The 26,659-nt window shown below is 63.3% G+C and carries 23 protein-coding genes and 1 pseudogene; 14 read left to right on the forward strand and 10 right to left on the reverse strand.

Annotated elements, in window-relative coordinates; translation table 11 throughout:
• Nucleotides 1–2: 2 nt before the first annotated feature.
• The 5 genes from QA643_RS00230 to QA643_RS00250 all read right to left on the reverse strand — a co-directional run bounded on the left by QA643_RS00230 (nt 3) and on the right by QA643_RS00250 (nt 4,611).
• The gene (locus QA643_RS00230) at nt 3–308 is read right to left on the reverse strand and encodes a hypothetical protein (RefSeq protein WP_283031223.1); all 306 of its coding nucleotides are present in this window, start codon (nt 306–308) and stop codon (nt 3–5) included.
• A gap of 91 nt (nt 309–399) precedes the next feature.
• The gene (locus QA643_RS00235) at nt 400–2,130 is read right to left on the reverse strand and encodes a methanol/ethanol family PQQ-dependent dehydrogenase (RefSeq protein ID WP_283031224.1); all 1,731 of its coding nucleotides are present in this window, start codon (nt 2,128–2,130) and stop codon (nt 400–402) included.
• Between the two features lie 63 nt (nt 2,131–2,193).
• A complete protein-coding gene (locus tag QA643_RS00240; protein WP_283035072.1) occupies nt 2,194–2,787 on the reverse strand; it encodes a Rieske (2Fe-2S) protein in 594 nt (197 codons plus the stop codon).
• A 412-nt stretch (nt 2,788–3,199) separates the two neighbouring features.
• Nucleotides 3,200–3,505 carry a hypothetical protein gene (locus tag QA643_RS00245; protein WP_283031225.1) on the reverse strand — a complete coding sequence of 102 codons (306 nt, stop codon included), beginning with the start codon at nt 3,503–3,505 and terminating at the stop codon, nt 3,200–3,202.
• Between the two features lie 35 nt (nt 3,506–3,540).
• On the reverse strand, nt 3,541–4,611 hold the full coding sequence (locus QA643_RS00250) for a DUF2336 domain-containing protein (RefSeq protein WP_283031226.1): 1,071 nt from the start codon (nt 4,609–4,611) through the stop codon (nt 3,541–3,543).
• A 340-nt stretch (nt 4,612–4,951) separates the two neighbouring features.
• Between QA643_RS00250 and rimP the strand changes: the two genes are divergently transcribed.
• From rimP to QA643_RS00295, 9 genes are all read left to right on the forward strand, one after another.
• A complete protein-coding gene (gene rimP, locus QA643_RS00255) occupies nt 4,952–5,716 on the forward strand; it encodes a ribosome maturation factor RimP (RefSeq protein ID WP_283031227.1) in 765 nt (254 codons plus the stop codon).
• Nucleotides 5,717–5,719: 3 nt separating this feature from the next.
• Nucleotides 5,720–7,330, forward strand: a complete 1,611-nt coding sequence (gene nusA / locus QA643_RS00260) for a transcription termination factor NusA (protein ID WP_283031228.1) — start codon at nt 5,720–5,722, stop codon at nt 7,328–7,330.
• 75 nt (nt 7,331–7,405) lie between these two features.
• Nucleotides 7,406–8,086 carry an RNA-binding protein gene (locus tag QA643_RS00265; RefSeq protein ID WP_283031229.1) on the forward strand — a complete coding sequence of 227 codons (681 nt, stop codon included), beginning with the start codon at nt 7,406–7,408 and terminating at the stop codon, nt 8,084–8,086.
• A 74-nt stretch (nt 8,087–8,160) separates the two neighbouring features.
• Entirely contained in the window at nt 8,161–10,821 is a 2,661-nt protein-coding gene (gene infB, locus QA643_RS00270) for a translation initiation factor IF-2 (protein WP_283031230.1), read from the forward strand.
• Nucleotides 10,822–10,976: 155 nt separating this feature from the next.
• A complete protein-coding gene (gene rbfA, locus QA643_RS00275) occupies nt 10,977–11,390 on the forward strand; it encodes a 30S ribosome-binding factor RbfA (protein WP_283031231.1) in 414 nt (137 codons plus the stop codon).
• On the forward strand, nt 11,390–12,538 hold the full coding sequence (gene truB, locus QA643_RS00280; protein ID WP_283031232.1) for a tRNA pseudouridine(55) synthase TruB: 1,149 nt from the start codon (nt 11,390–11,392) through the stop codon (nt 12,536–12,538). The genes rbfA and truB overlap by 1 nt, the downstream gene beginning before the upstream one ends.
• 2 nt (nt 12,539–12,540) lie before the next feature.
• Nucleotides 12,541–12,810, forward strand: a complete 270-nt coding sequence (gene rpsO, locus QA643_RS00285) for a 30S ribosomal protein S15 (protein ID WP_028347859.1) — start codon at nt 12,541–12,543, stop codon at nt 12,808–12,810.
• 321 nt (nt 12,811–13,131) lie between these two features.
• Entirely contained in the window at nt 13,132–15,288 is a 2,157-nt protein-coding gene (pnp, locus tag QA643_RS00290) for a polyribonucleotide nucleotidyltransferase (RefSeq protein ID WP_283035073.1), read from the forward strand.
• 229 nt (nt 15,289–15,517) lie between these two features.
• Complete coding sequence (locus tag QA643_RS00295) at nt 15,518–16,264, forward strand: superoxide dismutase (RefSeq protein ID WP_283031233.1); 747 nt, start codon at nt 15,518–15,520, stop codon at nt 16,262–16,264.
• 289 nt (nt 16,265–16,553) lie between these two features.
• On the opposite strand, the gene katG is transcribed toward QA643_RS00295, so the two are convergent.
• Nucleotides 16,554–18,707: a catalase/peroxidase HPI gene (katG, locus tag QA643_RS00300; RefSeq protein ID WP_283031234.1), complete on the reverse strand. Its 2,154-nt coding sequence runs from the start codon at nt 18,705–18,707 to the stop codon at nt 16,554–16,556.
• A gap of 116 nt (nt 18,708–18,823) precedes the next feature.
• Here katG and QA643_RS00305 point away from each other — a divergent pair, with 116 nt between their 5' ends.
• The 4 genes and pseudogenes from QA643_RS00305 to QA643_RS00320 all read left to right on the forward strand — a co-directional run bounded on the left by QA643_RS00305 (nt 18,824) and on the right by QA643_RS00320 (nt 21,857).
• Entirely contained in the window at nt 18,824–19,762 is a 939-nt protein-coding gene (locus tag QA643_RS00305; RefSeq protein WP_283031235.1) for a LysR substrate-binding domain-containing protein, read from the forward strand.
• Between the two features lie 55 nt (nt 19,763–19,817).
• A pseudogene (locus QA643_RS00310) lies at nt 19,818–20,271 on the forward strand (GNAT family N-acetyltransferase).
• A 296-nt stretch (nt 20,272–20,567) separates the two neighbouring features.
• Nucleotides 20,568–21,182: a hypothetical protein gene (locus QA643_RS00315; protein WP_283031236.1), complete on the forward strand. Its 615-nt coding sequence runs from the start codon at nt 20,568–20,570 to the stop codon at nt 21,180–21,182.
• Between the two features lie 78 nt (nt 21,183–21,260).
• Nucleotides 21,261–21,857, forward strand: a complete 597-nt coding sequence (locus tag QA643_RS00320) for a glutathione S-transferase family protein (RefSeq protein ID WP_283031237.1) — start codon at nt 21,261–21,263, stop codon at nt 21,855–21,857.
• 102 nt (nt 21,858–21,959) lie between these two features.
• Here the strand turns inward: QA643_RS00320 and fabV are convergent, their stop codons facing one another.
• The 3 genes from fabV to fabA all read right to left on the reverse strand — a co-directional run bounded on the left by fabV (nt 21,960) and on the right by fabA (nt 25,018).
• Nucleotides 21,960–23,129, reverse strand: a complete 1,170-nt coding sequence (fabV, locus tag QA643_RS00325; RefSeq protein WP_283031238.1) for an enoyl-ACP reductase FabV — start codon at nt 23,127–23,129, stop codon at nt 21,960–21,962.
• A gap of 84 nt (nt 23,130–23,213) precedes the next feature.
• On the reverse strand, nt 23,214–24,437 hold the full coding sequence (fabB, locus tag QA643_RS00330) for a beta-ketoacyl-ACP synthase I (RefSeq protein WP_283031239.1): 1,224 nt from the start codon (nt 24,435–24,437) through the stop codon (nt 23,214–23,216).
• Between the two features lie 59 nt (nt 24,438–24,496).
• A complete protein-coding gene (gene fabA, locus QA643_RS00335; RefSeq protein ID WP_283031240.1) occupies nt 24,497–25,018 on the reverse strand; it encodes a 3-hydroxyacyl-[acyl-carrier-protein] dehydratase FabA in 522 nt (173 codons plus the stop codon).
• Between the two features lie 346 nt (nt 25,019–25,364).
• On the opposite strand from fabA, the gene irrA reads away from it, so the two are divergent.
• Nucleotides 25,365–25,856 carry an iron response transcriptional regulator IrrA gene (gene irrA / locus QA643_RS00340; protein WP_065752496.1) on the forward strand — a complete coding sequence of 164 codons (492 nt, stop codon included), beginning with the start codon at nt 25,365–25,367 and terminating at the stop codon, nt 25,854–25,856.
• A 126-nt stretch (nt 25,857–25,982) separates the two neighbouring features.
• Here the strand turns inward: irrA and QA643_RS00345 are convergent, their stop codons facing one another.
• Nucleotides 25,983–26,510 (reverse strand): SH3 domain-containing protein, encoded by a 528-nt coding sequence (locus QA643_RS00345; RefSeq protein WP_283031241.1) that lies wholly within the window; start codon nt 26,508–26,510, stop codon nt 25,983–25,985.
• Nucleotides 26,511–26,659: the final 149 nt, after the last annotated feature.

Genomic DNA, 26,659 nt, shown 5'->3' on the forward strand with positions numbered 1-26,659 from the left:
CCTTAGGCGGCACCGGCCGTTTTCATCGATCCGACAGGAGCGAGATCGATGAAACCGAACTCAACAGCGCTCGCGGCGTCGCTGCTGTCGAGCGCTCTTTTATTGTTTGCCCAGGCAGCCGCCGCCCAATCGACGTCGCCGCCCGCCGCGACCGCAACGCGGCCGGCAACGACGCCGCCGGGGCAATCTTCGCTGCCCAACGCGAGTCCGCCGGCCACGACGACGCAGACCACCGGCGAAGCGCCCCGGGATCCGGCCGTCAAAAAGATGAACGAAGACGAGAAATACAAGGTCGAGACGAAGGGCAAATAGCGTTGGCCCCGACCGCACAAAACGGGCGCCGAACATTTCGTTCGGCGCCCGTCTCATTTCCGATCGAACCTAAGCGACGTCCGCCAATTACTTCTTGACGGCAAACACCCAGACGACGCCGCCCTGCGGCACGTTGTTCTCGATGCCGACATTGTTCTGGGTCGCGAGCGCATCCTGGATGCGCTGCGCGTCAACGCCCCACCCGGACTGCACAGCGATATATTCTGTGCCGTCGACCTCGTACGCGATGGGCATACCCATGATGCCGGAGTTGGTCTTCTGCTCCCACAGCAGCTCGCCCGTCTTGGCGTGGAAGGCGCGGAACATCCGGTCATTGGTGCCGCCGACTAGCACCAGATCGCCGGCGGTCACCGTCACTGAACCGAACAGTTGCGATTTCGGGAAGTTGTGCGACCAGACCTTCTTGCCGGTCGCCGGATCCCACGCCTGCAACTCGCCGAAATGCGTGGCGCCGGGCCGAACCTTCAGGCCGATATCTTCGGGCTTGGTTCCGAGCCATAGCTGGCCAGCCACCAGCGGCACCTTCTCGCCGGTGAAGCCGCCGCAGAAATTCTCGTTGGCGGGGACGTAGACGAGCTTGGTGTTCTGGCTGTAGGCCGCCGACGGCCAGTCCTTGCCGCCCCACAACGAGGGACAGAATTCGACCCGCTTGCCCATGACGGGCTTGTGGGCCGGATCGACGATCGGCTTGCCGGTCTCCGCTTCGACGCCTTTCCAGACGTCGGTATGAACGAACGGCCAGCCGGCGACGTAATTGATCTTGTCCGGCTTGCGCTCGAGCACCCAGAAGATCGCATTGCGTCCCGGATGGATCAGGCTCTTGAAGGTGCGGCCGTCCCGCTGCAGGTCGACCAGCATTGGCGCATCCACCTCGTCCCAATCCCAGGAATCGTTCGGATGATACTGGAAGTGGGTTTTGATCTTGCCGTTATCAGGGTCGAGCGCGAGCACTGAGGTCGTGTAGAGGTTGTCACCGGGGTGGCTGTCTCCCGGCCAGGGCGCGGCGTTGCCGACGCCCCAATAGATCGTCTTCGTCTCGGGATCGTAATTGCCCGTCATCCACGCCGAGCCGCCACCCGATTTCCAGTCGTCACCGGTCCATGTTTCATGGCCCGGCTCGCCCGGCCCCGGTATGGTGAAGGTGCGCCAGAGTTCCTTGCCGGTGTCGGCATCGAACGCGACGACATAGCCACGCACGCCCAACTCGCCGCCCGAACCGCCGACGATCACCTTGCCGTCGACCACCAAAGGCATCAGCGTCAGGTACTGGCCCTTCCTGTAATCCTGAACCTTGGTGTCCCACAGCACCTTGCCGGTCTTGGCGTCGAGGGCCACCACATGATCGTCCGTCGTGGCCAGGTACAATTTATCCTGCCACAGCCCGACGCCGCGGTTGGTCGGATGCAACTGGAACAGATCGTCCGGGAGCTGCCGCTTGTATCGCCAATACTCATCGCCGGTCTTGGCATTAAGTGCGATCACCTGCCCCATCGGGGTCGTGATGAACATAATGCCATTGTTGACGATCGGCGGCGCTTCATGCCCCTCGACCACGCCGGTCGAGAACGTCCACACCGGCCTCATGTCTTTGACGTTCGAGGTGTTGATCTCTTTGAGCGGGCTAAAGCCCTGGCCGTCATAGGTCCGGCGATAGAGCATCCAGTTGCCGGGTTCCGGATTCTTCAGACGATCCGATGTGACCGGACTGTAGTTCTCGATGGGGCCGGCACTGCAGGCGATTGAGAATAGGCATGTTGACGCGAGCAAGCCCGGCAACAGCCACTGCTTCATGGTCATGGACGCTCTCTCCCTGTTTGTTTTTCTTCACTTTTGTCGTTGAGCGGCATCTGCCGGCTGACATCATCCTCCCTGCTGTGCGCCGATCTTTCCGATGAATGGTCCGGCAATGGTGAGCGAACCGTCAGCGATTACGAGCGGCAGCGCGGCGAGGCGCCGGGGCGCCGGTCCAAACACCACTTGCGCGCCCTGCCGGGGATCGAACTCGGAATTGTGGCACATGCATTTGAGAACTTCTTTGTCGCCCTGCGCCGCTTTCATCCAGGCCGTGATCGGGCACCCGGCATGAGAGCAAATCGCCGAATACGCAACGATGCCGTCGGCCGAGCGCGGGCGCGTGTCGTCGTCAAGTTCCGCAGGATCAAGCTTGACGATCACCACCTCGTTCAGCCGCGAAGCTTTGCGCACCACCGAGGTCTTGGGGTCCTTGGGCCAGGCGCGCACGGGCGGGCCGCCCGGTTTCAGGTCATCCGGTTTGATTACCTCACCTTCGTGATCGCCCTCGGCAAAAACCAGGACGTCGGCTTTTTGCGGCCGCAGATCACTTCCAGGGGGATCTTCCTCGGCGCCGGCCGATCGCAGTGCAGATGCGTGCACCGCAGTAGCGAGGGCGGTCAGGATAATCGTGCGCCGTGTCTTGTTGGAAGGCGATGACATTTCCGTCTCGCTTTCTGCACTGATGCCATTGCGGTGGCGATTGCGCGAACAGCTAACAAACTGAAGGGCTGAACCCGGCCAAAAAGAGGCGACGGGCAAGTTTGTCCCACGCAACCGCCAACTTTTTTCAACGCGGCTGATTTCATCTACGCACTTGCAGCATGCCGCGTTCGCTTCACCGTATGCGTGATGCAAGACGCCAGATCGCAAGTCGAGCTTGTTCTGCTCGAATCATGCGGAGAAGAGAACGCTCTATAGCTGCATAGTTCCTGCAGGCGCCGCGGAAAGCGTTTGCCGTTTCCCCGGGGGTAATGCCGAGCTCCAGATTCGCCTGCCGTTATTGCGAAGAACGCAAGCAATGAAGCGTTATTCCACGCCGGAGCCCAACGACTGGCGTAGCTGAAGGCAATGACTAGTCACCGCTCCGCGTACCGACTTCGTGGGAAATCAGACCGAGAAGAATCCAGCCCAAGTAGCAGACCCCTGCGAGGGACGTTACGAAAACAAAGACGAACAGGCCGCCTTCTTCCCGGTACGTAACCCAATGAAGCGGCGTGAGCCTTCCGGCGTAGAACACCTTCTCCGCGAAGATAGCGGATAATACTTCGGCGAGAAGGAGCAGCCACAATGCGCCGATCGGCGCCAATAACGCGAAAGACTTGAGCGCGCGCGTCCCCGCGCTGGTTTTGAGTGTGATCCTGACATCTCGGTCTGGCATGGCCATCGCTCACGAGAGGGCTTAAAGCCACGTCGCTACCGCGTCTTCCAGAACGCCAGGACGCGCTGGGCGGTCGAGGGCATCAGGCGCATATAGTTCAGCCGCGCGTCTTCGATGTCGGTCGGAGACGCCGTCCGGCTCGGGCCGAGCCGAAGCAGAATCAGTGCGCGCACTGTCGCCCATTCGAGATCGATGGATTTGCCGGCGATCAGGATCGGATCGTAGCGTTCGCCGCTGATCAGGCGGTGCAGCGTTTCGATCTTGACGCCGGTCATCGCCGACAGCGCGGCGATCGCTTCCTCGTATTTGAACACCCTGGCGAAGTTGAGCAACGCGCCTTCGCCAAGCGCGCCTTCGCGGTGAAGCTTGATCACCGTCCGCTGCGCCGACGAGAAGTCGCGCCGTTCCTCGCGCTCGGATGGGGTCTCGATGATGGTCATCGCCTGCTTGATCTCGGCCTGCCGTTCGGGCTTGACGACCTGGAACAGGCGGCGGCGGATGACGTCGATGGAGCCGGAGAGCAGTTCCCTCAAGTGATCGGGCGAGAGGTCGTCGCGCTGGCCGAGCCGGATCGTCAGCACGCCGTCCTGGCCGGCCCGCTTGATCAGCGTCGAATAACTGCTTGTCGAGAAGGCCGCGCCGGCATTGCCCGCCGCGCGCCGGATGACATCGCGGTCGCCGCGGGCGACCATGACGTCGGTGAGCTCGGTCGACAGCGTCGGCCGTTCCGCCATCGCCAGCAGATGGCCCTGCCCCTTTTCGGAGGCGATTTCGATCAGCGTCTTTTCGTCGATCAGTGGCGAGCGGCGCAGCAGCGGCCCGGCGATGGCGATTTCATCGTCATGGGCGAGCTGGCCGACCAGGCCGCGCGGCGCGTTGTCCAGCAGCGACAGGCGCTCCGCCAGTTGGGCGCGCTCTTCGAGTTCGGCATGGGGGACGAGGCTGGTCAGAACGCCGTCGAACAGTTCGACATGGTCGGACCGGAAGTTCGCTGCGTTCTGCAGGAAAAGCTCGCTGACACGGCGCGCGGCATCGGCGCGGCGTTTCGGATCGCCGCGACTGACGATGTCGTCGAGTTCCGGGATCAGCGATGGTGAACCAGTCATAAACCCCACCCAAACCGGCCGAATTGGCTGGTTTTTCGGGCAATCTAGGCACCGTCTATGAATGAAGGGTTAGACGGTGTCCGCACTCGCAAAGCGTGGCAAAATCGATCTTAACGGAATCGCGGGCCTTGTCGGATTGCGGAAAAACCGCTATATCCGCGGCAACTTATGGTTCTCATACGATCGCGTATTGAGAGTGGGCCCCCCGGGACCCGCTCTTTTTTATTACCTGAACCTGCCCTGCCCAGAACGGGCGCGAGGGGCGGTTTGGGGAACCGGCCGGACACCCGGTTAAGGCCCGGCCTAAACCCATGCAAGTAAGACGCTTTTGACCCTGGACATGACCGATCCAACAGCTGGTTCCGTGGATGCCGAACTGCTCGCCGAGCCCCGTCTCGTCGTCGAGCCGGGCGTGGCGGCGCGGGTATCGGCTGTCGCCGGTCCGGTGCTGCAGGGAATGGGCTACCGGCTGGTCCGGATCAGGATATCGGGCGAGGCCGGCTGCACCGTGCAGATCATGGCCGAGCGGCCTGACGGATCGATGCAGATCGAGGATTGCGAGGCGATCTCGCGGGCGCTGTCGCCGGTGCTCGACGTCGCCGACCCGATCGACCGTGCCTACCGGCTGGAGATATCCTCGCCGGGCATCGACCGTCCGCTGGTGCGCCGTTCCGACTTCGAGCGCTTCAACGGCCATCTCGTGAAGATCGAAATGGCCGTCGCCCATCAGGGCCGCAAGCGTTTCCGTGGTACGCTGGCCGGCGTCGAAGGCGACACCGTGCGGCTACATCGGGATGACACACGCGCGGACGAAGATGCCGACGTGCTTCTGGTGATGGAAGACATCGCCGAGGCGCGCCTTGTTCTGACCGACGAATTGATTGCGGAATCGATGCGCCGCGGCAAGCAGGCCGAGCGCGAATTGAAGCAGAATCTCGGCCTGGCGCCGCCGTCTCCGCCGCACGCGAAGAAGAGCGACCCAGCCAAAAGCAACAAACCGAAGTCGAAGTCCGGCAAGAAGCCGGCTCCGACCAACACCAAGAAACACCGCCTCGCCGCAGAAAGGCTGCGCAGAGGCGACATCGATCCTACCGAAGGAGACTAGGCCATGGCAGTCAGTGCCAACAAACTCGAACTGCTGCAGATCGCAGACGCGGTCGCCCGCGAAAAGTCGATCGACCGCGGGATCGTGATCGCTGCGATGGAAGACGCCATCGCCAAGGCGGCCCGCGCCCGGTACGGCAGCGAGACCGACGTTCACGCCGAAATCGACGCCAAGAAGGGTGAGCTGCGGCTGTCGCGCCACATGCTGGTCGTCGACCAGGTCGAGAACTCGGCGAACCAGATTTCGCTGGCGGACGCGCAGCGCGCCAACCCCGGCGCCCAGGTCGGCGACACCATCGCCGACACGCTGCCGCCGCTGGAATATGGCCGCATCGCCGCGCAATCCGCCAAGCAGGTGATCGTGCAGAAGGTGCGCGAGGCCGAGCGCGACCGGCAGTACCAGGAATTCAAGGACCGCATCGGCGACATCGTCAACGGCGTCGTCAAGCGCGTCGAATATGGCAGCGTGATCGTCGATCTCGGCCGCGGCGAGGCCATCATCCGCCGCGACGAAATGCTGCCGCGCGAAGTGTTCCGCAACGGCGACCGCGTCCGTGCCTATATCTTCGACGTCCGCCGGGAGACCCGCGGACCGCAGATCTTCCTCTCCCGCACCCATCCGCAGTTCATGGCCAAACTGTTCGCGCAGGAAGTGCCCGAGATCTATGACGGCATCGTCGAAATCAAGGCGGTCGCCCGCGATCCCGGCTCGCGCGCGAAAATCGGCGTGATTTCCCGGGATTCCTCGGTGGATCCGGTCGGCGCCTGCGTCGGCATGCGCGGCTCACGCGTGCAGGCGGTCGTGAACGAGCTGCAGGGCGAGAAGATCGACATCATTCCGTGGTCGCCTGATATCGCGACCTTCGTCGTCAACGCGCTGGCGCCGGCCGAAGTCGCCAAGGTCGTGATCGACGAAGACCGCGAGCGCATCGAGGTCGTCGTTCCCGACACCAACAATCAGCTCTCGCTGGCGATCGGCCGCCGCGGCCAGAACGTGCGCCTCGCCTCGCAGCTCACCGGCTGGGATATCGACATCCTGACCGAGCAGGAAGAATCCGAGCGGCGCCAGGCCGACTTCGAGAATTCGACGCGCGTCTTCATGGAAGCGCTGAACGTCGACGAGGTGGTCGGTCAATTGCTGGCGTCGGAAGGTTTTACCTCGGTCGAGGAGCTGGCACTGGTCGACGTCAAGGAGTTGGCCGGCATCGAGGGCTTTGACGAGGAAACCGCCAACGAGCTGCAGAGCCGGGCGAGGGAATATCTGGAACAGCTCGAAACAGAGCTGGAAAACAAGCGCAAGGAGCTTGGCGTGGAAGATGCGATGAAGAAGGTCCCCGGCGTGACCTCGAAGATGCTGGTGAAGTTCGGCGAGAACGACATCAAGACGGTCGAGGATTTGGCGGGCTGCGCCACCGACGATCTGGTCGGCTGGACCGAGCGCAAGGAAGGCAGCGAGCCGACCAAGCACGCCGGCATCCTCGACGCCAACGAGATCTCGCGCGACGACGCCGAGCGCATGATCATGCAGGCCCGCGTCATCGCCGGCTGGATCACCGAGGCCGAGCTCGCCAAGCAGACCGAGGCGGCGGAAGCCACCGAAGACCAGACGGCGTAATGCGGGTGTTACGCACCGCCGGATATCTTTTCTGCGCGCAGCCCGTGCGCAGATGACAGGAGCCGTCAAACAGGCATGCTCGCTTTGGCTGACCCCGATCTCGACCATGGGCCGCGGACCGACAAGTCCGCGACCATGCGGATGTGCGCGGTCAGCCGGCAGGTGCGCCCGATTGACGAGCTGATCCGCTTTGTGGTCGCCCCGTCGGGCGACGTCGTTCCCGATTTGAAACGGAAATTGCCCGGCCGCGGCCTGTGGGTCGGCGCCTCGCGCCGCACCATTGCAGAAGCGGTCAAGCGTCACCAATTTAGCCGTGGGTTCAAGCGCGACGTCCGGGTTGCGGCCACCCTTCCCGCCGATACCGAGGCCCTGCTGGAACGAAGCTGTGTCGAGGCGCTGGCCATGGCCGCCAAGGCCGGCCAGGTGATTTCCGGCTATGCCAAGGTCGAGGGCCTGCTCGAACAGGGCAGGGCCGGAGCCCTGATCCACGCTTCGGACGGGGCGGCCGACGGAATCCGCAAATTGGACGCGATCGCCGGGCAAAGGAGCCGAAATATCGGCGATTCGCGCGATTTGCCGATTGTCACTGCTTTAACCTCGGCACAATTGGATTTGGCACTGGGCCGGTCAAATGTGATACATGCTGCGCTGCTCGCGGGCCCGGCGAGCAAAACGTTCCTGTCGCGCTGCCAGATCCTGGTTCGATACCGGATGGACGATGACGACGGGACCGGGGATGGCGGCCAGAAATTCTGACGACGATCGGTTCCGAAGACCTGCTGTAATGACGGCGCGGAAGCGCACAACGCTAACGAGATTAGGACTGCTGAATGGTTGATACCAAAACGCCTGGCGACAAGACTTTGAGTGTCCCGACCAAGACCTTGACGCTGAAGCCGCGGGTCGAGACGGGCACCGTGCGCCAGAGCTTCAGCCATGGCCGGACCAAGCAGGTCGTGGTCGAAAAGCGCGGCAAGCGCCGCGTCGGCGGTGATGCGCCGGCGACTGAGACGCACGCGCCCGAGCCGGTGGCCGCCAAAGCGGCGCCCGCGGCGAAGGCACCGCTGTCCCGTCCCGGGGCAGCGCCGGCAGGTGCACGCGGCGGCTCCGGCGTCGTGCTGCGCACGCTGACCGAGGACGAGCGCTCCGCCCGCGCCAGCGCGCTGGCCGATGCCAAGGTGCGCGAAGTCGAGGAACGGCGGCAAGCCGAGGAAGAAGCCAAGCGCCGCGCCATCCGTGAAAGCGCCGAGAAGGCCGAGCGCGAGGCCGCCGAGGCCCGCCGCAAGGCCGAGGAAGAACGACACCGTCAGGAAGAAGAAGCCAAGCGTAAGGCCGAAGGCGAGGCCAAGAAGCGGTTCGGCGAAGGTGAAGCCAAGCCTGCCGCGGCGGCACCGGCGGCAGCCCCCGCCGCGACCGCCCGTCCGGCCACGACGCGCCCGGCAACCACCCGTCCGGCCGCCGCGACGCCCGCTGCTCGCACGCCGGTCGCAGCCGACGGTTCCGATGAGGACGAAGGTCCGCGCCAGATCAGGCGCGGTCCCGGCGGCGCCATGCGTCCCGTCGCGGCCCCCAAGACCACCCACAAGCCCGGGCCGCAGAAGGAGCGCGGCCGCCTGACCGTCGTCACCGCGCTCAATGACGATGTTCGCGAGCGTTCGATCGCCTCGTTCCGCCGCCGCACCCAGCGCCTCAAGGGCCACGCCTCGAACGAGCCGAAGGAAAAGCTGGTCCGTGAGGTCACGATTCCGGAGGCGATCACGATCCAGGAACTCGCCAACCGCATGTCGGAGCGCGCGGTCGACGTCATCCGCCTGTTGATGAAGCAGGGCGCGATGCACAAGATCACCGACGTGATCGACGCCGACACCGCGCAGCTGATTGCCGAGGAACTGGGCCACAGCGTCAAGCGCGTTGCTGCGTCCGACGTTGAAGAGGGCCTGTTCGACGTCGTCGACGATTCCACCGACACCGAGACGCGCTCGCCTGTCGTCACCGTGATGGGCCACGTCGACCACGGCAAGACCTCGCTGCTCGACGCGCTGCGCCACGCCAACGTGGTATCGGGCGAAGCCGGCGGCATCACCCAGCATATCGGCGCCTATCAGGTGACCTCGCCGGAAAGCGGCAAGAAGATCACCTTCATCGACACGCCCGGCCACGCTGCGTTCACCGCGATGCGCGCCCGCGGCGCCAAGGTCACCGACATCGTGATCCTGGTGGTTGCGGCCGACGACGGCGTCATGCCGCAGACGATCGAAGCGATCAACCACGCCAAGGCGGCCAAGGTGCCGATGATCGTGGCGATCAACAAAATCGACAAGCCCGACGCCAAGCCGGAGCGCGTGCGCACCGAGCTGCTGCAGCATGAGGTGCAGGTCGAATCGTTCGGCGGTGAAGTCGTCGACGTCGAGGTATCCGCCAAGAACAAGACCAATCTCGACAAGCTGCTCGAGATGATCGCATTGCAGGCCGAGCTGCTCGAATTGAAGACCAATTCGGAACGGCCGGCCGAAGGCACCGTGATCGAAGCCAAGCTCGATCGTGGCCGCGGTCCGGTGGCGACCGTGCTGGTGCAGCGCGGCACGCTCCGCGTCGGCGACATCATCGTGGCCGGCGCCGAAATGGGCCGCGTCCGCGCGCTGATCTCGGACCAGGGTGACAATCTCGACGAGGCCGGACCTTCGGTGCCGGTGGAAGTGCTCGGCTTCAACGGGCCGCCGGAAGCCGGCGATCGCCTTGCTGTCGTCGAGAACGAAGCCCGCGCCCGCCAGGTCACGAGCTATCGCGCCCACCAGAAGCGCGAGAATGCGGCCGCGTCGATCTCCGGCATGCGCGGCTCGCTCGAACAGATGATGTCGCAGCTCAAGACGGCGGGCCGCAAGGAATTCCCGCTGATCGTGAAGGCCGACGTGCAGGGCTCGCTCGAAGCAATTCTGGGTTCGCTGGAAAAGCTCGGCACCGAGGAAGTCGCCGCGCGCATCCTGCATGCGGGCGTCGGCGGCATCTCCGAATCCGACGTCACGCTGGCGGAAGGTTTTAACGCCGCCATCATCGGATTCAGCGTTCGTGCCAACAAGGAAGCCGCGGCGGCCGCCAAGCGCAACGGCATCGAGATCCGCTACTACAACATCATCTACGATCTCGTCGACGACATCAAAAAGGCGATGTCCGGCCTGCTCGCGCCGACGCTGCGCGAAACCATGCTCGGCAACGCCCAGATCCTGGAAGTGTTCAACATTTCCAAGGTCGGCAAGGTCGCCGGCTGCCGCGTCACCGACGGCACCGTGGAGCGCGGCGCCAATGTGCGCCTGATCCGCGACAACGTCGTCGTGCACGAAGGCAAGCTGTCGACCCTGAAGCGCTTCAAGGACGAAGTGAAGGAAGTGCAATCCGGCCAGGAATGCGGCATGGCGTTCGAGAACTACGGCGACATGCGTGTCGGCGACGTGATCGAGTGCTACCGTATCGAGACGATCCAGCGCTCTCTGTAAGTCCAAATCTTGCGAAGAGCCTGGAATTTTACCGACTGAAGTGTGTGTGCGTCGTGGCCGGACCTGTTCCGGCCATCCACGTGCTGATCCTGATTGAAGCAAGCAAGCCGTGATGCCTGCGATACGCGCGGGCCTGACGGCTTTGAGAGACATTAATGCCCCGCCACCACAACAAGGGTTCCGCCTCCGGCGGTTCGCAACGTCAGTTGCGCGTCGGCGAGACCGTGCGCCATGCCGTCGCCGATATCCTGTCGCAGGGTAACGTTCACGACCCCGACCTCGAAGGCCACATCATCACCGTTCCCGAAGTGCGGATGTCGCCCGACCTGAAGCTTGCAACGATTTACGTGATGCCGCTCGGCGGCCGCGATACCGACATCGTGCTCGCGGCGCTTGATCGCAACAAGAAGTTCCTGCGTGGCGAGATCGCCCACCGCGTTAACTTGAAATTTGCTCCCGAGCTTCGCTTTCGCGTCGACGAACGATTCGATGAAGCGGAACGGATCGAGAAATTACTGAGAACACCTGCGGTGCAAAGAGACCTCGCACCCGATTCGGACGACAAGTGATGACGATGCCCACCGCCAACCGCGTGATCGCGCAGCAAACCGCCGATTCGCACGACGCTGAAAAAAATATTTTTTCAGGCGTCGAGCAAGGCGAGCGCCGCGCGAACGACGATGGTCGCCGCGCGGACGATAACAATCGCCGAGACAACAACGATCCGCGCAACAAGCAGCAACGCCAGAACAGTCAGCCGCGGCGCGACAAGCGCGACGTTCACGGCTGGGTCGTTCTCGACAAGCCGATCGGCATGACCTCGACGCACGCGGTCGCCGTACTCAAGCGCTTGTTCCAGGCCAAGCGCGCCGGCCATGCCGGCACGCTCGATCCGCTGGCCTCCGGCGGCCTGCCGATCGCGCTCGGCGAAGCCACCAAGACGGTGCCGTTTGTGATGGACGGCAAGAAGCGCTACCGCTTCACGGTAGCCTGGGGCGAGGAGCGCGACACCGACGATACCGAGGGACGCGTGGTCAAGACGAGCGACCTGCGGCCGTCGGCCGAGGCGATCCGGGCACTGCTGCCGCAGTTCACCGGCCTGATCGAGCAGATCCCGCCGCAATATTCCGCCATCAAGGTGCAGGGCGAGCGGGCCTATGACTTGGCGCGCGACGGCGAGACCGTCGAACTGAAGCCGCGCCCGGTCGAGATTCACGAATTAACCCTTGTAGAACATGGAGATAATGGCCAGTCCGTGTTCGAGGCCGAGTGCGGCAAAGGTACTTATGTAAGGGCGTTGGCCCGCGATATCGGCCGGATTCTGGGCTGTTTCGGCCATATCTGCGCGTTGCGGCGGACTTTGGTCGGCCCGTTCCGCGAGGCGGACATGATTCCGCTGGAAGAGTTGGAGGCTTTATGCAATAGAGCCGCGTCTGGCGAGGGAAGCCTCGCCGACGCGCTTTTGCCCGTTGAGACCGCGCTGGACGACATCCCGGCACTGGCCGTCACACGGGCTGATGCGGCAAGGCTCCATCGGGGCCAGGCCGTTTTGTTGCGCGGACGGGATGCGCCCAATAGTAGCGGCACAGTCTATGTCACGGTGGCAGGCCGGCTTCTGGCCCTCGCCGAAATTGGCAATGGCGAACTCATCCCCAAGCGCGTGTTCAACCTGACCGGGCTGACTGCCAGCCCCGGTCGCAGCAATGAGAGAGTTTGACGATGTCGATTACCGCCGAACGCAAAGCGGAAGTCATCAAGACGAATGCCACCAAAGCCGGCGACACCGGTTCGCCCGAAGTGCAGGTTGCGATCCTGTCGGAACGCATCAACAATCTGACGGGCCACTTCAAGACCCACGTGAAAGACAATCATTCACGCCGCGGCCTTCTGAAGCTCGTGTCGACGCGCCGTTCGCTTCTCGACTACATCAAGAAGAAGGACGAGGCGCGTTACAAGGCCTTGCTCGAAAAGCATAACATTCGTCGTTGATTTGAGCGTACACGCGCGCGCAGTTTGCGCGCGTTTTCGCATGATCATCCGAAGAAAACGGGCTCCGATTGTCGGAGACGATCATGCGCAAGGGAGCATCATCCGATCAGGATCATGCTCGACAACGTCCAGCAGCAATCCGGCCGCTGGACAGGGCAAGGTGCCCGTGACTGCCGAGAGGATGGACGCCATCCGAAAGATAAAGACCATGGCAGGATCGCCGGATGCTGATCTCCCATTGCGATCAGCATCTCGCCATCTTGCGCATGGTCTTTGTGTTTTTGGGCGCTGCTCTCTCGTGAACCCATGAAAGAAACCGATATGTTCAATAAGCATTCCGTCGAGATCGACTGGGGTGGACGTCCCCTCAAACTGGAAACCGGCAAGATCGCCCGTCAGGCCGACGGCGCCGTGATCGCCACCTATGGCGAGACCGTGGTGCTCGCCACCGTCGTCGCCGCGAAGGCGCCGCGCGAAGGCGTCGACTTCCTGCCGCTGACCGTCGACTACCAGGAAAAGACCTACGCCGCGGGCCGCATTCCCGGCGGCTACTTCAAGCGCGAGGGGCGCCCGACCGAAAAGGAGACGCTGGTCTCCCGCCTGATCGACCGCCCGATCCGCCCCTTGTTCGCCGACGGCTGGCGCAACGAAACCCAGGTGATCGTCACCGTGCTCTCGCACGACATGGAGAACGACCCCGACGTGCTGTCGATGGTCGCCGCGTCAGCGGCACTGACGCTGTCGGGCGTGCCGTTCAAGGGCCCGATCGGCGCCGCCCGCGTCGCCTTCAGCAACGACGAATACATCCTCAACCCGACGCTCGACGAGATGACCGACACCCAGCTCGACCTGGTCGTCGCCGGCACGTCGGACGCGGTGCTGATGGTCGAATCCGAGGCCAAGGAGCTGTCGGAAGAGATCATGCTCGGCGCCGTCATGTTCGGCCATCGCCACTTCCAGCCGGTGATCAAGGCGATCATCGAGCTCGCCGAGAAGGCCGCCAAGGATCCGCGCGAGGTCACCGCGATCGACAACAGCGAGATCGAGAAGGAAATGCTCGGCCTGATCGAGCAGGACCTGCGCACCGCCTACGCGATCCCGATCAAGCAGGAGCGCTACGCGGCCGTCGGCGCGGCCAAGGAAAAGGTGCTCGCGCACTACTTCCCGGAAGGCCAGGAGCCGAAATACGACAAGCTGCGCATCGCCGGCGTGTTCAAGGAGCTCGAGGCCAAGATCGTTCGCTGGAACATCCTCGACACCGGCAAGCGGATCGACGGCCGCGACGTCAAGACCGTGCGCAACATCATCGCAGAAGTCGGCGTGCTGCCGCGCGCCCACGGCTCGGCGCTGTTCACCCGTGGCGAGACCCAGGCGATGGTCGTGACCACGCTCGGCACCGGCGAGGACGAGCAATACATCGATGCGCTGTCGGGAACGTACAAAGAAACGTTCCTGCTGCACTACAACTTCCCGCCCTATTCGGTCGGCGAGACCGGACGTCTCGGCGGCACCAAGCGCCGCGAGGTCGGTCACGGCAAGCTGGCCTGGCGCGCGATCCATCCCGTCCTGCCGCCGCACCATGAATTCCCCTACACGGTGCGCGTGGTCTCCGAGATCACCGAATCCAACGGCTCGTCGTCGATGGCCTCGGTGTGCGGCGCCTCGCTGGCGCTGATGGACGCCGGCGTGCCGCTGAAGCGGCCGACCGCGGGCATCGCGATGGGCCTCATTCTCGAAGGCTCGCGCTTTGCGGTGCTTTCAGACATTCTCGGCGACGAGGATCATCTCGGCGACATGGACTTCAAGGTGGCCGGCACCGACCAGGGCATCACCTCGCTGCAGATGGACATCAAGATCGAAGGCATCACCGAGGAGATCATGAAGGTCGCCCTCGGCCAGGCCAAGGAAGGCCGCGTCCACATCCTCGGCGAAATGGCCAAGGCGCTGACCAACGCCCGCGCCGAGCTCGGCGAATACGCGCCGCGCATCGAGACCTTCAAGATCGCGACCGACAAGATCCGTGAAGTGATCGGCACCGGCGGTAAGGTGATCCGCGAGATCGTCGAGAAGACCGGCGCCAAGGTCAACATCGAGGACGACGGCACCGTCAAGGTCGCCTCCAACGACGGCGAGGCGATGAAGGCCGCAATCAAGTGGATCAAGTCGATCGCTTCCGATCCGGAGATCGGCCAGATCTACGAAGGCACCGTGGTCAAGGTGATGGAGTTCGGCGCTTTCGTGAACTTCTTCGGCGCCAAGGACGGCCTCGTCCATATCAGCCAGCTCGCGGCGAACCGCGTGCAGAAGACCTCCGACGTCGTCAAGGAAGGCGACAAGGTCAAGGTCAAGCTGCTCGGCTTCGACGACCGCGGCAAGACCCGGCTCTCGATGAAGGTGGTCGACCAGGCCACCGGCGAGGATCTCGAGGCCAAGCAGAAGGCGGAAGGCCAGGCGCCGCGCGAAGCCGCCGGCGAGTAAGGCATCGCTAAAATGTGAACAAGGGGGCGGCCGAACGGCCGCCCTTTTTTGTTGCCCGCCGGGGTTACATTGCCGGGACGGCAGCACCTGTGCGATTACGTCGCAGGTTGATGAGGAGAGAAACGAGACCCGATTCCACCCCTCATCCGTAACTTGTCACCCGCAGCGGCCTACGGCGTTCCATCCCAACGCATATTCACAGAGTTCATCTACAGGTAAGGAGAAGTCGATGTCATCCATGTCCCGGCGCCATCTGATGTTTGCTGCAACCGGTCTTGCAGCTGCGGTTGCAGCCCCACGTCTCGTCTTTGCGCAGGCGGCCGCTCCTGCCCCGGCGGAGGCCCCGACCGGCCCCTTCACGCTGCCGGCACTGACCTATCCGACCAATGCGTTCGAGCCCCACATCGACGCCAAGACGATGGAAATCCATCACGGCAAACACCACGCCGCCTACGTCGCCAATCTCAACAATGTCGCCAAGACCAACCCGCAGCTTGGGACGGCGAAGATCGAGGACGTGCTCGGCAATCTGAATGCGCTCGACGACAGCATCAAATTCACCGTCCGCAACAATCTCGGCGGCCATGCCAACCACACCATGTTCTGGGAGATCATGGGCCCGAACGGCGGCAAGCCTGAAGGCGAAGTGCTCGCCGCGATCGACCGCGACCTCGGCGGCATGGAAAAATTCCAGAACGACTTTAACGCCGCCGGCGGACGCCAGTTCGGCTCCGGCTGGGTGTTCGTCACCGTCAACAAGGACGGCAAGCTCGCGATCGAGACCCGGCCGAACCAGGACAATCCGATGATGGACGGCAAACGCGCGTTGATGGGCAACGACGTCTGGGAGCACGCCTATTATCTGAACTACCAGAACCGCCGTGCCGATTATCTCAAGGCGTGGTGGAATACGGTGAACTGGGCCAAAATCGCCGAGCGCTATGCGGCAGCAAAGGCCGGCACGCTCGGCGTGTGAGCGCGGGACGGCCGCTTAAGCACGTTGAAATTTGAATTGGTTGCGACCACGAAGAAGGTGCGCTCCCTCTCCCGCTTGCGGGGGAGGGTCGGGGTGGGGGTGTCTCCACGGGCGACACTACCCGAGTGGAGAGAGCCCCCACCCGGCGCTTCGCGCCGACCTCCCCGCAAGCGGGAGAGGTAAAGCGCCCGCCTGCGGCCAATCCCATCCAACCAACAATCATCATGCTCCTTAGCCCGAAATCAAAAGGGCGGCCCGTGAGGCCGCCCTTTCATTTAAGCCGTGAGGCTCAGGCGATGTCGAAGCGGTCGAGGTTCATCACCTTGGTCCACGCCGCCACGAAGTCCTTGGCGAACTTCTCTTTCGAATCCGAGCAGCCATAGACTTCCGCGAACGCGCGGAGCTGCGCGTGCGAGCCGAAGATCAGGTCGACGCGGGTGCCGGTCCACTTGACCGCCTTGGTCTTGCGGTCGCGGCCCTCATAGACGCCATCGGAGCCGGCGGGCTGCCATTGCGTACCCATGTCGAGCAGGTTGAGGAAGAAGTCGTTCGTCAGCGTGCCGGGCTTATCGGTGAACACGCCGTGCTTGGAGCCGCCGAAATTGGCGCCGAGCACGCGCAGGCCACCGACCAGCACCGTGAGCTCCGGCCCGGTGAGCCGCAGCAATTGCGCCCGGTCCACGAGCGCCTCTTCGGGCTTCATGAACTGGTGCTTCTTGCTGTTGACGTAGTTGCGGAAGCCGTCGGCCCGCGGCTCGAGCGGCGCAAAGGACTCGACGTCGGTCTGGTCCTGCGACGCATCGGCGCGGCCCGGCGTGAACGGCACCTTGACGTCGACGCCGGCATCCTTGGCGGCCTTCTCGACCGCCGCAACGCCGCCGAGCACGATCAGGTCGGCCAGCGAGACCTTCTTGCCGAACTCCTTCTGGATCGCCTCGAGCTTGGCGAGCACCGTCTTGAGTTCGGCCGGCTGGTTGACCTCCCAGTCCTTCTGCGGACTGAGACGGATACGCGCGCCATTGGCGCCGCCGCGCTTGTCGGAGCCGCGGAACGTCGAGGCCGACGCCCATGCGGTCGAGACGAGTTGCGGCACGGTGAGGCCGGAGCCGAGGATCTTCGTCTTCAGCGCGGCGACGTCCGCTTCACCGATCGCGGGATGATCCACCGCCGGAATCGGATCCTGCCAGATCAGCGTCTCCTTCGGCACCAGCGGGCCGAGATAGCGCGCGATCGGGCCCATGTCGCGGTGCGTGAGCTTGAACCAGGCCCGCGCAAACGCATCGGCGAACTGCTCGGGGTGCTCGTAGAAGCGCCGCGAGATTTTTTCGTAGGCCGGATCGAAGCGCAGCGACAGGTCGGTGGTCAGCATGGTCGGCACATGCTTCTTCGACTTGTCATAGGCGTCCGGGATCGTAGCTTCGGCATTTTTGGCCCGCCACTGCTTGGCCCCGGCCGGGCTTTGCGTCAGCTCCCATTCGTTTTCGAACAGGTTCTTGAAGAACAGATTGCTGAACTTGGTCGGCGTCTGCGTCCAGGTGACTTCCGGGCCGCCGGTGATGGCATCAGGGCCGACGCCGGTGCCGTGCTTGCTCTTCCATCCCAGTCCCTGATCCTCGATGGCGCCGCTTTCGGGGTCCGCGCCAACCAGCGACGGATCGCCGGCGCCATGGGTCTTGCCGAAGGAGTGGCCGCCGGCGATCAGCGCGACCGTCTCTTCGTCGTTCATCGCCATGCGGAAGAAGGTCTCGCGGATGTCCTTGGCCGCCGCAACCGGGTCCGGATTGCCGTTCGGCCCTTCCGGGTTGACGTAGATCAGGCCCATCTGCACGGCGCCAAGCGGCTCGGCGAGCTGGCGTTCGCCGCTATAGCGTTCGTCGCCAAGCCAGGTGCCTTCAGGTCCCCAGAACAGCTCTTCCGGCTCCCAGACATCGGCGCGGCCACCCGCAAAACCAAACGTCTTGAAGCCCATCGATTCCAGCGCGACGTTGCCGGCGAGAATCATCAGGTCGGCCCACGAGATCTTGCGGCCATATTTCTGCTTGATCGGCCAGAGCAGCCGGCGCGCCTTGTCGAGGTTGGCGTTGTCAGGCCAGCTGTTGAGCGGCGCGAAGCGCTGCTGACCGGCGCCGGCGCCGCCACGGCCGTCGGTGATGCGATAGGTGCCCGCGCTGTGCCAGGCCATGCGGATCATCAGGCCGCCATAGTGACCGAAATCGGCTGGCCACCAGTCCTGCGATTCCGTCATCAACGCATGCAGATCCTTGATGACGGCGTTGAGGTCGAGGCTCTTGAACTCCTTGGCGTAGTCGAACGCCTCGCCCATCGGATCGGAGAGATCGGAATTGCGGTGAAGGATGGAAACGTCGAGCGCATCCGGCCACCAGTCACGGTTTGTGCGCGCGCGATTGCCGCCCGAGAACGGGCATTTTGTCTGATCGTCCATGATTATCTCCTGGGGTCGCGTCTTGTTTGGATTGGAAGCAATCTAAGCAGGCCCATCCATCAGGGGAAGTTGATTTTAATGATCGAACCGATAAGATTGTCTGATAAGATTATCTGATGTTCCAGATTACGCTTAGGCAGCTCCGCTATTTCGACGCGCTGGCCCGTCACGGCCATTTCGGGCGCGCGGCCGAGGCCTGTTCCATCTCGCAGCCGGCGCTCTCGATGCAGATCAAGGAAATGGAGGAGGCCCTGGGCGGCGTGCTGCTGGAACGCGGCGCGCGGCAGGTTTCCCTGACGAAGTTCGGTGAGGAAATCGTCCAGCGGGTCCGTGACATCCTGCGATCGGTCGATGAGCTCGGCGATTTCGCCCGCGCCTCACAGGACCGGCTCGCCGGGCGGCTGCGCATCGGCGTGATCCCGACGATCGCGCCCTATCTGCTGCCGAAAGTGATCGAGAATCTTTCGCGCATGCATCCGGAACTCGACATTCACGTTCGCGAGACCCAGACGCCGCGGCTGATCAAGGAGGTCACCGAGGGCCGGCTGGATACCGCGATCGTCGCGCTGCCGGTTTCGCAACCCTCGCTGACCGAGGTCGCGTGCTTTTCGGAGACGTTTCTGCTGGTGCGGCCGGGCTGGGACGAAGGCACGCCGGTGCCGAGCCACGAAAGCTTGCGCGAAATGCGGCTGCTGCTGCTCGAGGAGGGCCATTGTTTCCGCGACCAGGCGCTGTCGTTCTGCAACATGCAGTCGTCGCCGCCGCGCGAAGTGCTGGACGCAAGCTCGCTGTCGACCCTCGTTCAGATGGTCGGCGCCGGGATCGGCGTCACCTTGATTCCGGAAATGGCCGTCGGCGTGGAGACACGATCGGCGTCGGTCTCGGTCGCGCGCTTCAAGAACCCGCAGCCGTCGCGCACCATCGGCATGGTCTGGCGCAAGACAAGTCCGCTTGCCGGCCAGCTGCTGCAGATCTCCGAAGTGGTCTGCCTCGCGGCGGATGCGTTGCGCGCGCAGCGCGAGGCGAAGTCATCGTCGCGGAAAGCGCGGACTTGAATCCTTCAGTCCCGCCGTCGAATTCGACAGCCCGAAGAGACCACGAAAGCATCCGATGCCGCAGCCTGTGATCCGCCCCGCCCGGTCCGACGAGTATGACGAGATCGCGCGCGTCTGGATGAACAGCTGGTGTTCGACTGGGCTGGAAGACGCCAGCGATTCCCTGCTGGCCAAGTTGCGCACGCGCATCCCGATGGAAGTGGAAAAGGGCTGGAGCCTTTACGTCGCCGACGACGAGGGCGTGCTGGCGGCGATGCTCGCATTGCATGTGTCCGACCATTATCTCGACCAGCTGTTCGTCGCGCCCGAATATCAGAGCAGTAGTCTCGGGCGCCGCCTGCTCGCCTTCACGCGGCAACAAATGCCTGACGAGATCTGGCTGCGCTGCGCGCGGGAATGAAAAGGCGTGGCGCTGGTACGAGCGCGAAGGCTTTATGTTCGAGAAAGAAGAGCTCGAGCCGAAGAACGGTTTCATGATGAAATACTATCGATGGCGAAAATCGGCCTGAAAGCCGCAGCGTTGCTTGCGGACGGAGCGCGCACGCTGTAGTTTTTGTCCTTGTCGTCATCAACTGTCTTCGTTCGGATCATGTTGCGTAACATCACTGCCGCCGTCATCCTCATGTCATGCTTCACGACAGCGGGATGGGCTCAAACCCCTGCAACAAACCCGGCGGCAGCGCCATCTTCCAAACCTGTGGCGAAAAAGGCGGCGCCGAAGGCCAAGGCCGCCACGAAACCGCCGGTTGCCGAGACCGGCCCTTGCCGGCTTGGCATCATTGCGGCGATCGAGGATCGCTTTTCGGTGCAGAAATTCGGGCTCACGGTCTTTGAGACCGAGGTGAGCGCGGTCGCGGTCAACGGATGGGGACTGGACGATCTCGCCGTTGCGCGGATACGCGCGGTGACCGGCGCCGATCCGGGGGTAAGGCGGATCGGATATCCAAAAGGCGCGTTCGAGCCCTTCTATAACCCGACATCGCGATTTCTGCCCGATCCTCGCGAGGGCCTTTCGGCGATCGTCAAAAGCATCACGCCGACCGCGAACTGCGAACGATATCTTGTCCTGACCAGATACAAGACACAGCTTGCAAACACCAATCTCACACTGGACGGTGTCGGCGTTTATAGCCGCGGACTTGGCTCGGTCCTCAGGCGCGCAGAACTTTTCGCCAATGTTTCATTGAGTATGCTCGACGGCAGCACCTATGAGAGGATCAACCGCCCGCTCGGGAATTTTGGCGCGAGGCTGGCCCGAGGGCTGCAACTGGGCGAGGATCCGCTCACGAAGCTCGATAACTCGGAGTTCCCTGAGCCGGCGGCCGCGGCCGCAGGAAACGCAACGCTTCGCGAGAGGACGCGCGCGCTGATTGCGGCGCGTCTTGACGAGGTTCTGCCAAGTTATCTCAGCAATGATTGAGCGAGGTCGCTGCAAGCCGACCGGCATGTCGCTTGAACCGCCGCCGCTGCTCGCCCAACGCCGATGAAAGGTTTTGCCATGATAAAACTCTATTGGTCGCCCCGCTCGCGCTCGTTCTCCGCAATCTGGCTCTTGGAAGAATCCGGGCTGCCTTATGAACGCGTGCTGACCGACATTTCGACCGGCGCGCAGAAGGCGCCGGAATATCTCGCGATCAATCCGATGGGCAAGGTGCCCGCTTTGCAGGACGGCGAGGCTGCGCTCGGCGAGGCGGCGGCGATCTGCGCCTATATCGCCGACCGCTATCCGGAAACCAATCTCGCGCCTGATGTCACCGATCCGCTGCGGGCGCGTTATCTGCAGTGGCTGTTTTTCTCACCAAGCTGCATCGAGCCGGCGATCATCCAGATCTACACCAAGCTGGAAGTGCCGCCGAGCACGGCGGCATGGGGCAGCGCGACCCAGACCTTCGATGTGCTCGACGCCGCGCTGCAGAAAGGCCCCTGGATTCTCGGCGAAAGATTCTCGGCTGCCGACATCACGATCGGCGCCGGGCTGAACTTTGCGGTGCGGGTATTCAAGATAGTGCCGTCGCGGCCGTCATTCGACGCCTATCTCGATCGCATCGTGTCGCGACCGGCGTTTCAGCGCGCCGAGAAGATCGCCGCGGGGTGAAATGCGTAGGATGGTGGAGCGAAGCGATACCCATCATCGCTCCGCTTAGGGATTCGATGGGTTTCGCTGCGCTCTACCCATCCTACGACACTCACCAAGGGCTCACGTGACCACGCGGGGATCCACGTCCGCCGCGTAATCGACGCCGTCGATGCCAAAGCCGAACAGGCGAAGAAATTCTCTCCTGTATTCCGGAAGGTCCGCCAGTTCGCCGAGCGTCTCCGTGGAGAGCAGCGGCCAGCGTCGCGACACCTCCTTCTGAACGTCCGGCGAAAGCTCCCAATCATCGACCCGAAGGCGCATCGCGTCGTCAACTTCGGCATTCGGGCCAAGACGCATGCGGAACAGGCGATCGATCTGTTCGATGCAGCCTTCGTGGAGCCCGAGCTGCTTCATCACCTTGAACAGCACCGTGCCATAGAGCGGCACCACCGGGATCGCCGAGCTCGCTTGCGTCACGACGGCCTTCAGCGCCACCACGCGGGCGGCGTCCTGGCCGAGTCTGCTGCGGATCTCTTCTGCCTTGCGGTCAAGATCGACCTTGGCGCGACCTAGCGTACCATGCCAGTAGATCGGCCAAGTCAGTTCGCTGCCGATATAGGTGTAGTTCAGCGTCCGGAAGCCGGGCGCCAGCACACCGGCGTCCGCGAGCTGGTCGATCCAGCGCTTCCAGTCCTCGCCGCCCATCACCGCGACGGTCGCGGTGGCCTCATCTTCGCTCGCCGGTGCAATGGTGGTCTCATAGACCTCACCGGTTTCGGTGTTGAGGGTCTTGATGTCGACGGGAGCGCCGAGCGGCTTGATCGCCGAGCGCCAGGTCTTGCCGGTGACCGGATCGGTGCGGACCGGCGCGGCCATGCTGTAGACCAGCAGGTCGAGCTGTCCGAACTTTTCACGCACACAGTCGATGAAGGTCTTCTTCAGCTCGTCGGAGAAGGCGTCGCCCTCGAGCGTGAGGGGAGACCGTCCGATCTTCTGCGCCTCGATCTCGAAGGCGCGGTTGTTGTAGAAGCCGGCGCTGCCTGTCCTGGTCGCTGTGGGCTCGCGCTCCAATGATACGCCGATGGTGTCCGCCCCGCCGGCGAAAGTCGCAACGATGCGGCTCGCGAGGCCGTACCCCGTCGAACATCCCAGCACGGCGACGCGCTTGGGACATTCCGCAATCGGGCCCTGGTGCAGAACGTAAGCAATCTGCTCACGGACGTTCGTGGCGCAGCCGGCGGGATGCGCCGTCGTGCAGATGAACCCTCGCACGCGCGGTTCAATAATCATGCCCACTCCGTTTCGGATTGTTGCAAGGTCACCACCCGCCGCCTGCGAGGCTGTTGCCGCAAACGAGCGATCGCAAAAACCAAATCAAGCGTCCATCCGCTTGAACACCAGCGTGGCGTTGGTGCCGCCGAAGCCGAAGGAGTTCGACAGCACGGTGCCGAGCTTGGCGTTGTCGATGCGCTTGCGCACGATCGGCATGTCGGCGAAGATAGGATCGAGCTCGGTGATATGGGCGCTCTCGCAGACGAAACCGTTGTTCATCATCAGCAGCGAATAGATCGCTTCCTGCACGCCGGTGGCGCCGAGCGAGTGGCCGGTCAGCGCCTTGGTCGCCGAAATCGGCGGGCACTTCTCGCCGGTGCCGAACACTTTTCGAATCGCCTCGATCTCCGGCGGGTCGCCGGCCGGCGTCGAGGTGGCGTGCGGGTTGATGTAGTCGATCGGCGTCTTCACGGTCGACATCGCCATGCGCATGCAGCGCTCGGCACCCTCGCCCGACGGCGCGACCATGTCGTAACCGTCTGACGTCGCGCCATAGCCGACCACTTCGGCATAGATGCGCGCGCCGCGCGCCTTGGCGTGCTCGAGCTCTTCCAGCACCACGACGCCGGCGCCGCCGGCGATGACGAAGCCGTCGCGGCTGATGTCGTAGGGCCGCGAGGCAGTGGCAGGCGTATCGTTGTATTTCGAGGACATCGCGCCCATGGCGTCGAACAGCACCGACAGCGACCAGTCGAGCTCCTCGCAGCCGCCGGCGAAGATCACGTCCTGCTTGCCGATCTGGATCGTCTCATAGGCGTTGCCGATGCAATGGTTCGAGGTCGCGCAGGCCGAGGAGATCGAGTAGTTCACGCCCTTGATCTTGAACCAGGTCGCAAGCGTGGCCGACGCGGTCGACGACATCGCCTTCGGCACCGCAAACGGTCCGACGCGCTTCGGCCCCTTGGTGCGGGTGATATCGGCGGATTCGACGATGGTGCGCGCGGACGGCCCGCCCGAGCCCATGATGATGCCGGTACGGACATCGGATACTTCAGCCGGCGTCAGGCCGGAATCCTGGATCGCCTGCTCCATCGCAACGTGATTCCACGCCGCGCCCTCGCCGAGAAAGCGCATCGCGCGGCGGTCGATGACGTCGGTCGGATTGAGCGTCGGCGCACCTTGCACCTGCGAACGGAAGCCCATTTCGGCATACTTCGCCGCGCGCGTGATTCCGGACTTCGCGTCGTGAAGGCTCGCAAGCACTTCCTGGGTGTTGTTTCCGATGGATGAGACGATCCCCATCCCCGTGATGACAACCCGCTTCATGACTGCCTCGCCCTGCCGTTCCGTTGCTTGAGAAATGTGCTGCTGTGTGATCGTGCCGTTCAGGCTGGCTCGGTGCCCTGCTTGAACAGTCCGACCTTCAGATCCTTGGCGCGATAGATAATCTCGCCATCCATGGAAAGCCAGCCGTCGGCGACGCCGAGCACCAGCTTTGAACGCATCACGCGCTTCATGTCGATGTTGTACACAACCTTGCGGGCGTTCGGCAGCACCTGGCCGGAGAACTTCAAATCCCCCAGTCCCAGCGCCCGGCCCCGCCCCTCGCCGCCGATCCAGCCGAGGTAGAATCCGACCATCTGCCACATTGCGTCCAGGCCGAGACAGCCCGGCATGACAGGGTCATTCTTGAAGTGGCAGCCGAAAAACCACAGGTCGGGCTTCACATCGAGCTCTGCCCGAATCAGACCCTTGCCGAACTCGCCGCCATTGTCGTTGATTTCGGTGATGCGATCGAACATCAGCATCGGCGGCAGCGGCAGCTGGGCATTGCCCGGGCCGAACATCTCGCCGCGACCGCAGGCCAGCAAATCCTCGTATTCATAACCGCTGCGCCGATCCAGCATCGTCTTTCAGCCTCTATTTAGATGTCCCGATGGAGCGCTTTGTGAGCGAACCGGACCCGTTTCCCTACGGGAACGCTTGTTCCCGCAATTTGGCGCTACTTAGGGTGCTATCGGCCTTTGCCTCTGCCGAAATCGCATATGTGGTCCGCGCGCTCTGTAACATAGGCATGACGGCCCGGCAAAGCACTGGAACGGGCAAAAACGCCGCTTGTTCCTGCCTAACCGCTGCTTGTCCTTGCTTAACCCTGGGCCAGTTCTAGTTGCGAAAAACTTGCATCTACCTGATTTCCTTTTATATTGAGCAAGAATATTGCCCAAGTTAGCGCGTGTGGTGCCCGAAGTGGACATGAACGACCAAGCCTCGCCCCTGAACGACGACGGTATCGATCCGGCCGCCCGTGCCGCCGGACATCAGCCGGCGTTGACCGGCTGTCCCTGGCACGATGTCAACGAGATGCTGCAGGCCGCGGGTCTTCGGCCCACCCGCCAGCGCATGGCTCTGGGCTGGCTGCTGTTCGGCAAGGGCGCCCGCCACCTGACCGCGGAAATGCTCTACGAGGAGGCGACACTGGCCAAGGTGCCGGTATCGCTGGCCACCGTCTACAACACCCTCAACCAGCTCACCGATGCCGGCCTGCTGCGCCAGGTCTCGGTCGACGGCACCAAGACCTATTTCGACACCAACGTCACCGCGCACCACCACTTCTATCTTGAGAACAACCACGAGCTGGTCGACATTCCCGATCCGCATCTGGTGCTGTCGAAGATGCCCGACGTGCCGGAAGGCTACGAGATTTCCCGCGTCGACATGGTCGTGCGGCTGCGCAAGAAGCGCTAGCTGTCGTCCCTGCGAACGCAGGGACCCATAACCACAAATCTATGTTGTGACAGAAGGCGTCTACGCGCGCGCCCCATTGATGGGCCGCGGCGTATGGGTCCCTGCGTTCGCAGGGACGACAGAAACTCAATCCACCTTCTCGTCGGCGTAGACGCCCCACAGGCGCTGCTGCTCGATCCAGCCGTCAAAGCCGTTGCCGATCACCCGGCACCAGCCGTTGGCGCATTTCTTGACCTGCGCGACCACCCCGGCCTGCAGGCGGGCCGCCACCGCACTGGTCTTATCGGGACGATCATAGATCGATGCCAGCTCGTCCTTGCTCTTCATGGTGACAACCGCGGTGCGGCGACCAGACAGCAGCGAGTGATAGACCCAGCCCTCGGATCCCTCGGAATCGCGCACGCGGCGCCAGTTCTCGAATTCGGCGGTGATTTCGACCGGCAGGCCGGAGCGGGTGTAGACCCAGGCGACGTCATTGTCCTTGGTCGGGCCGGCGCGGACGTTCACATGATCGGATTTGAGACTGACATATCGGGGCACCGGCAGGCCGCTCGAAGTGGTGGCCGAATCCTTGGCCGAAAATCCCGTGCTGACGGAAGCAAAAAACCAGCACGCCGCCAGCACCGCCACCGAACAGAAACGCCCCAACGCCATCAACTCGCCTCCTGCCAGACAGGTGCAACTCAAAATCTCCGAGTTGAAACCGCCCGCTACGCCCGAATAACCCCAAACCCCCGTGCCGCGCTTGGTCGCAGCCGGCTTGCGGCGTCCGAGGGGTTCTTGTCTTGGCCCGGCCTTCTGAT

Source organism: Bradyrhizobium sp. CB3481 (genome assembly GCF_029714305.1).
Classification (GTDB): domain Bacteria; phylum Pseudomonadota; class Alphaproteobacteria; order Rhizobiales; family Xanthobacteraceae; genus Bradyrhizobium.

What these genes read in the sequence shown, in the direction of transcription:
- fabB (WP_283031239.1), bottom strand. Translation starts at nt 24,437, where the DNA reads ATGAAGCGGGTTGTCATCACGGGGATGGGGATCGTCTCATCCATCGGA.
- QA643_RS00235 (WP_283031224.1), bottom strand. Translation starts at nt 2,130, where the DNA reads ATGACCATGAAGCAGTGGCTGTTGCCGGGCTTGCTCGCGTCAACATGC.
- QA643_RS00305 (WP_283031235.1), top strand. Translation starts at nt 18,824, where the DNA reads ATGTTCCAGATTACGCTTAGGCAGCTCCGCTATTTCGACGCGCTGGCC.
- rimP (WP_283031227.1), top strand. Translation starts at nt 4,952, where the DNA reads ATGACCGATCCAACAGCTGGTTCCGTGGATGCCGAACTGCTCGCCGAG.
- rpsO (WP_028347859.1), top strand. Translation starts at nt 12,541, where the DNA reads ATGTCGATTACCGCCGAACGCAAAGCGGAAGTCATCAAGACGAATGCC.
- katG (WP_283031234.1), bottom strand. Translation starts at nt 18,707, where the DNA reads ATGGACGATCAGACAAAATGCCCGTTCTCGGGCGGCAATCGCGCGCGC.
- truB (WP_283031232.1), top strand. Translation starts at nt 11,390, where the DNA reads ATGACGATGCCCACCGCCAACCGCGTGATCGCGCAGCAAACCGCCGAT.
- infB (WP_283031230.1), top strand. Translation starts at nt 8,161, where the DNA reads ATGGTTGATACCAAAACGCCTGGCGACAAGACTTTGAGTGTCCCGACC.
- fabA (WP_283031240.1), bottom strand. Translation starts at nt 25,018, where the DNA reads ATGCTGGATCGGCGCAGCGGTTATGAATACGAGGATTTGCTGGCCTGC.
- QA643_RS00265 (WP_283031229.1), top strand. Translation starts at nt 7,406, where the DNA reads ATGCTCGCTTTGGCTGACCCCGATCTCGACCATGGGCCGCGGACCGAC.
- QA643_RS00240 (WP_283035072.1), bottom strand. Translation starts at nt 2,787, where the DNA reads ATGTCATCGCCTTCCAACAAGACACGGCGCACGATTATCCTGACCGCC.
- pnp (WP_283035073.1), top strand. Translation starts at nt 13,132, where the DNA reads ATGTTCAATAAGCATTCCGTCGAGATCGACTGGGGTGGACGTCCCCTC.
- irrA (WP_065752496.1), top strand. Translation starts at nt 25,365, where the DNA reads ATGAACGACCAAGCCTCGCCCCTGAACGACGACGGTATCGATCCGGCC.
- QA643_RS00345 (WP_283031241.1), bottom strand. Translation starts at nt 26,510, where the DNA reads ATGGCGTTGGGGCGTTTCTGTTCGGTGGCGGTGCTGGCGGCGTGCTGG.
- nusA (WP_283031228.1), top strand. Translation starts at nt 5,720, where the DNA reads ATGGCAGTCAGTGCCAACAAACTCGAACTGCTGCAGATCGCAGACGCG.
- QA643_RS00320 (WP_283031237.1), top strand. Translation starts at nt 21,261, where the DNA reads ATGATAAAACTCTATTGGTCGCCCCGCTCGCGCTCGTTCTCCGCAATC.
- rbfA (WP_283031231.1), top strand. Translation starts at nt 10,977, where the DNA reads ATGCCCCGCCACCACAACAAGGGTTCCGCCTCCGGCGGTTCGCAACGT.
- QA643_RS00245 (WP_283031225.1), bottom strand. Translation starts at nt 3,505, where the DNA reads ATGCCAGACCGAGATGTCAGGATCACACTCAAAACCAGCGCGGGGACG.
- fabV (WP_283031238.1), bottom strand. Translation starts at nt 23,129, where the DNA reads ATGATTATTGAACCGCGCGTGCGAGGGTTCATCTGCACGACGGCGCAT.
- QA643_RS00250 (WP_283031226.1), bottom strand. Translation starts at nt 4,611, where the DNA reads ATGACTGGTTCACCATCGCTGATCCCGGAACTCGACGACATCGTCAGT.
- QA643_RS00295 (WP_283031233.1), top strand. Translation starts at nt 15,518, where the DNA reads ATGTCATCCATGTCCCGGCGCCATCTGATGTTTGCTGCAACCGGTCTT.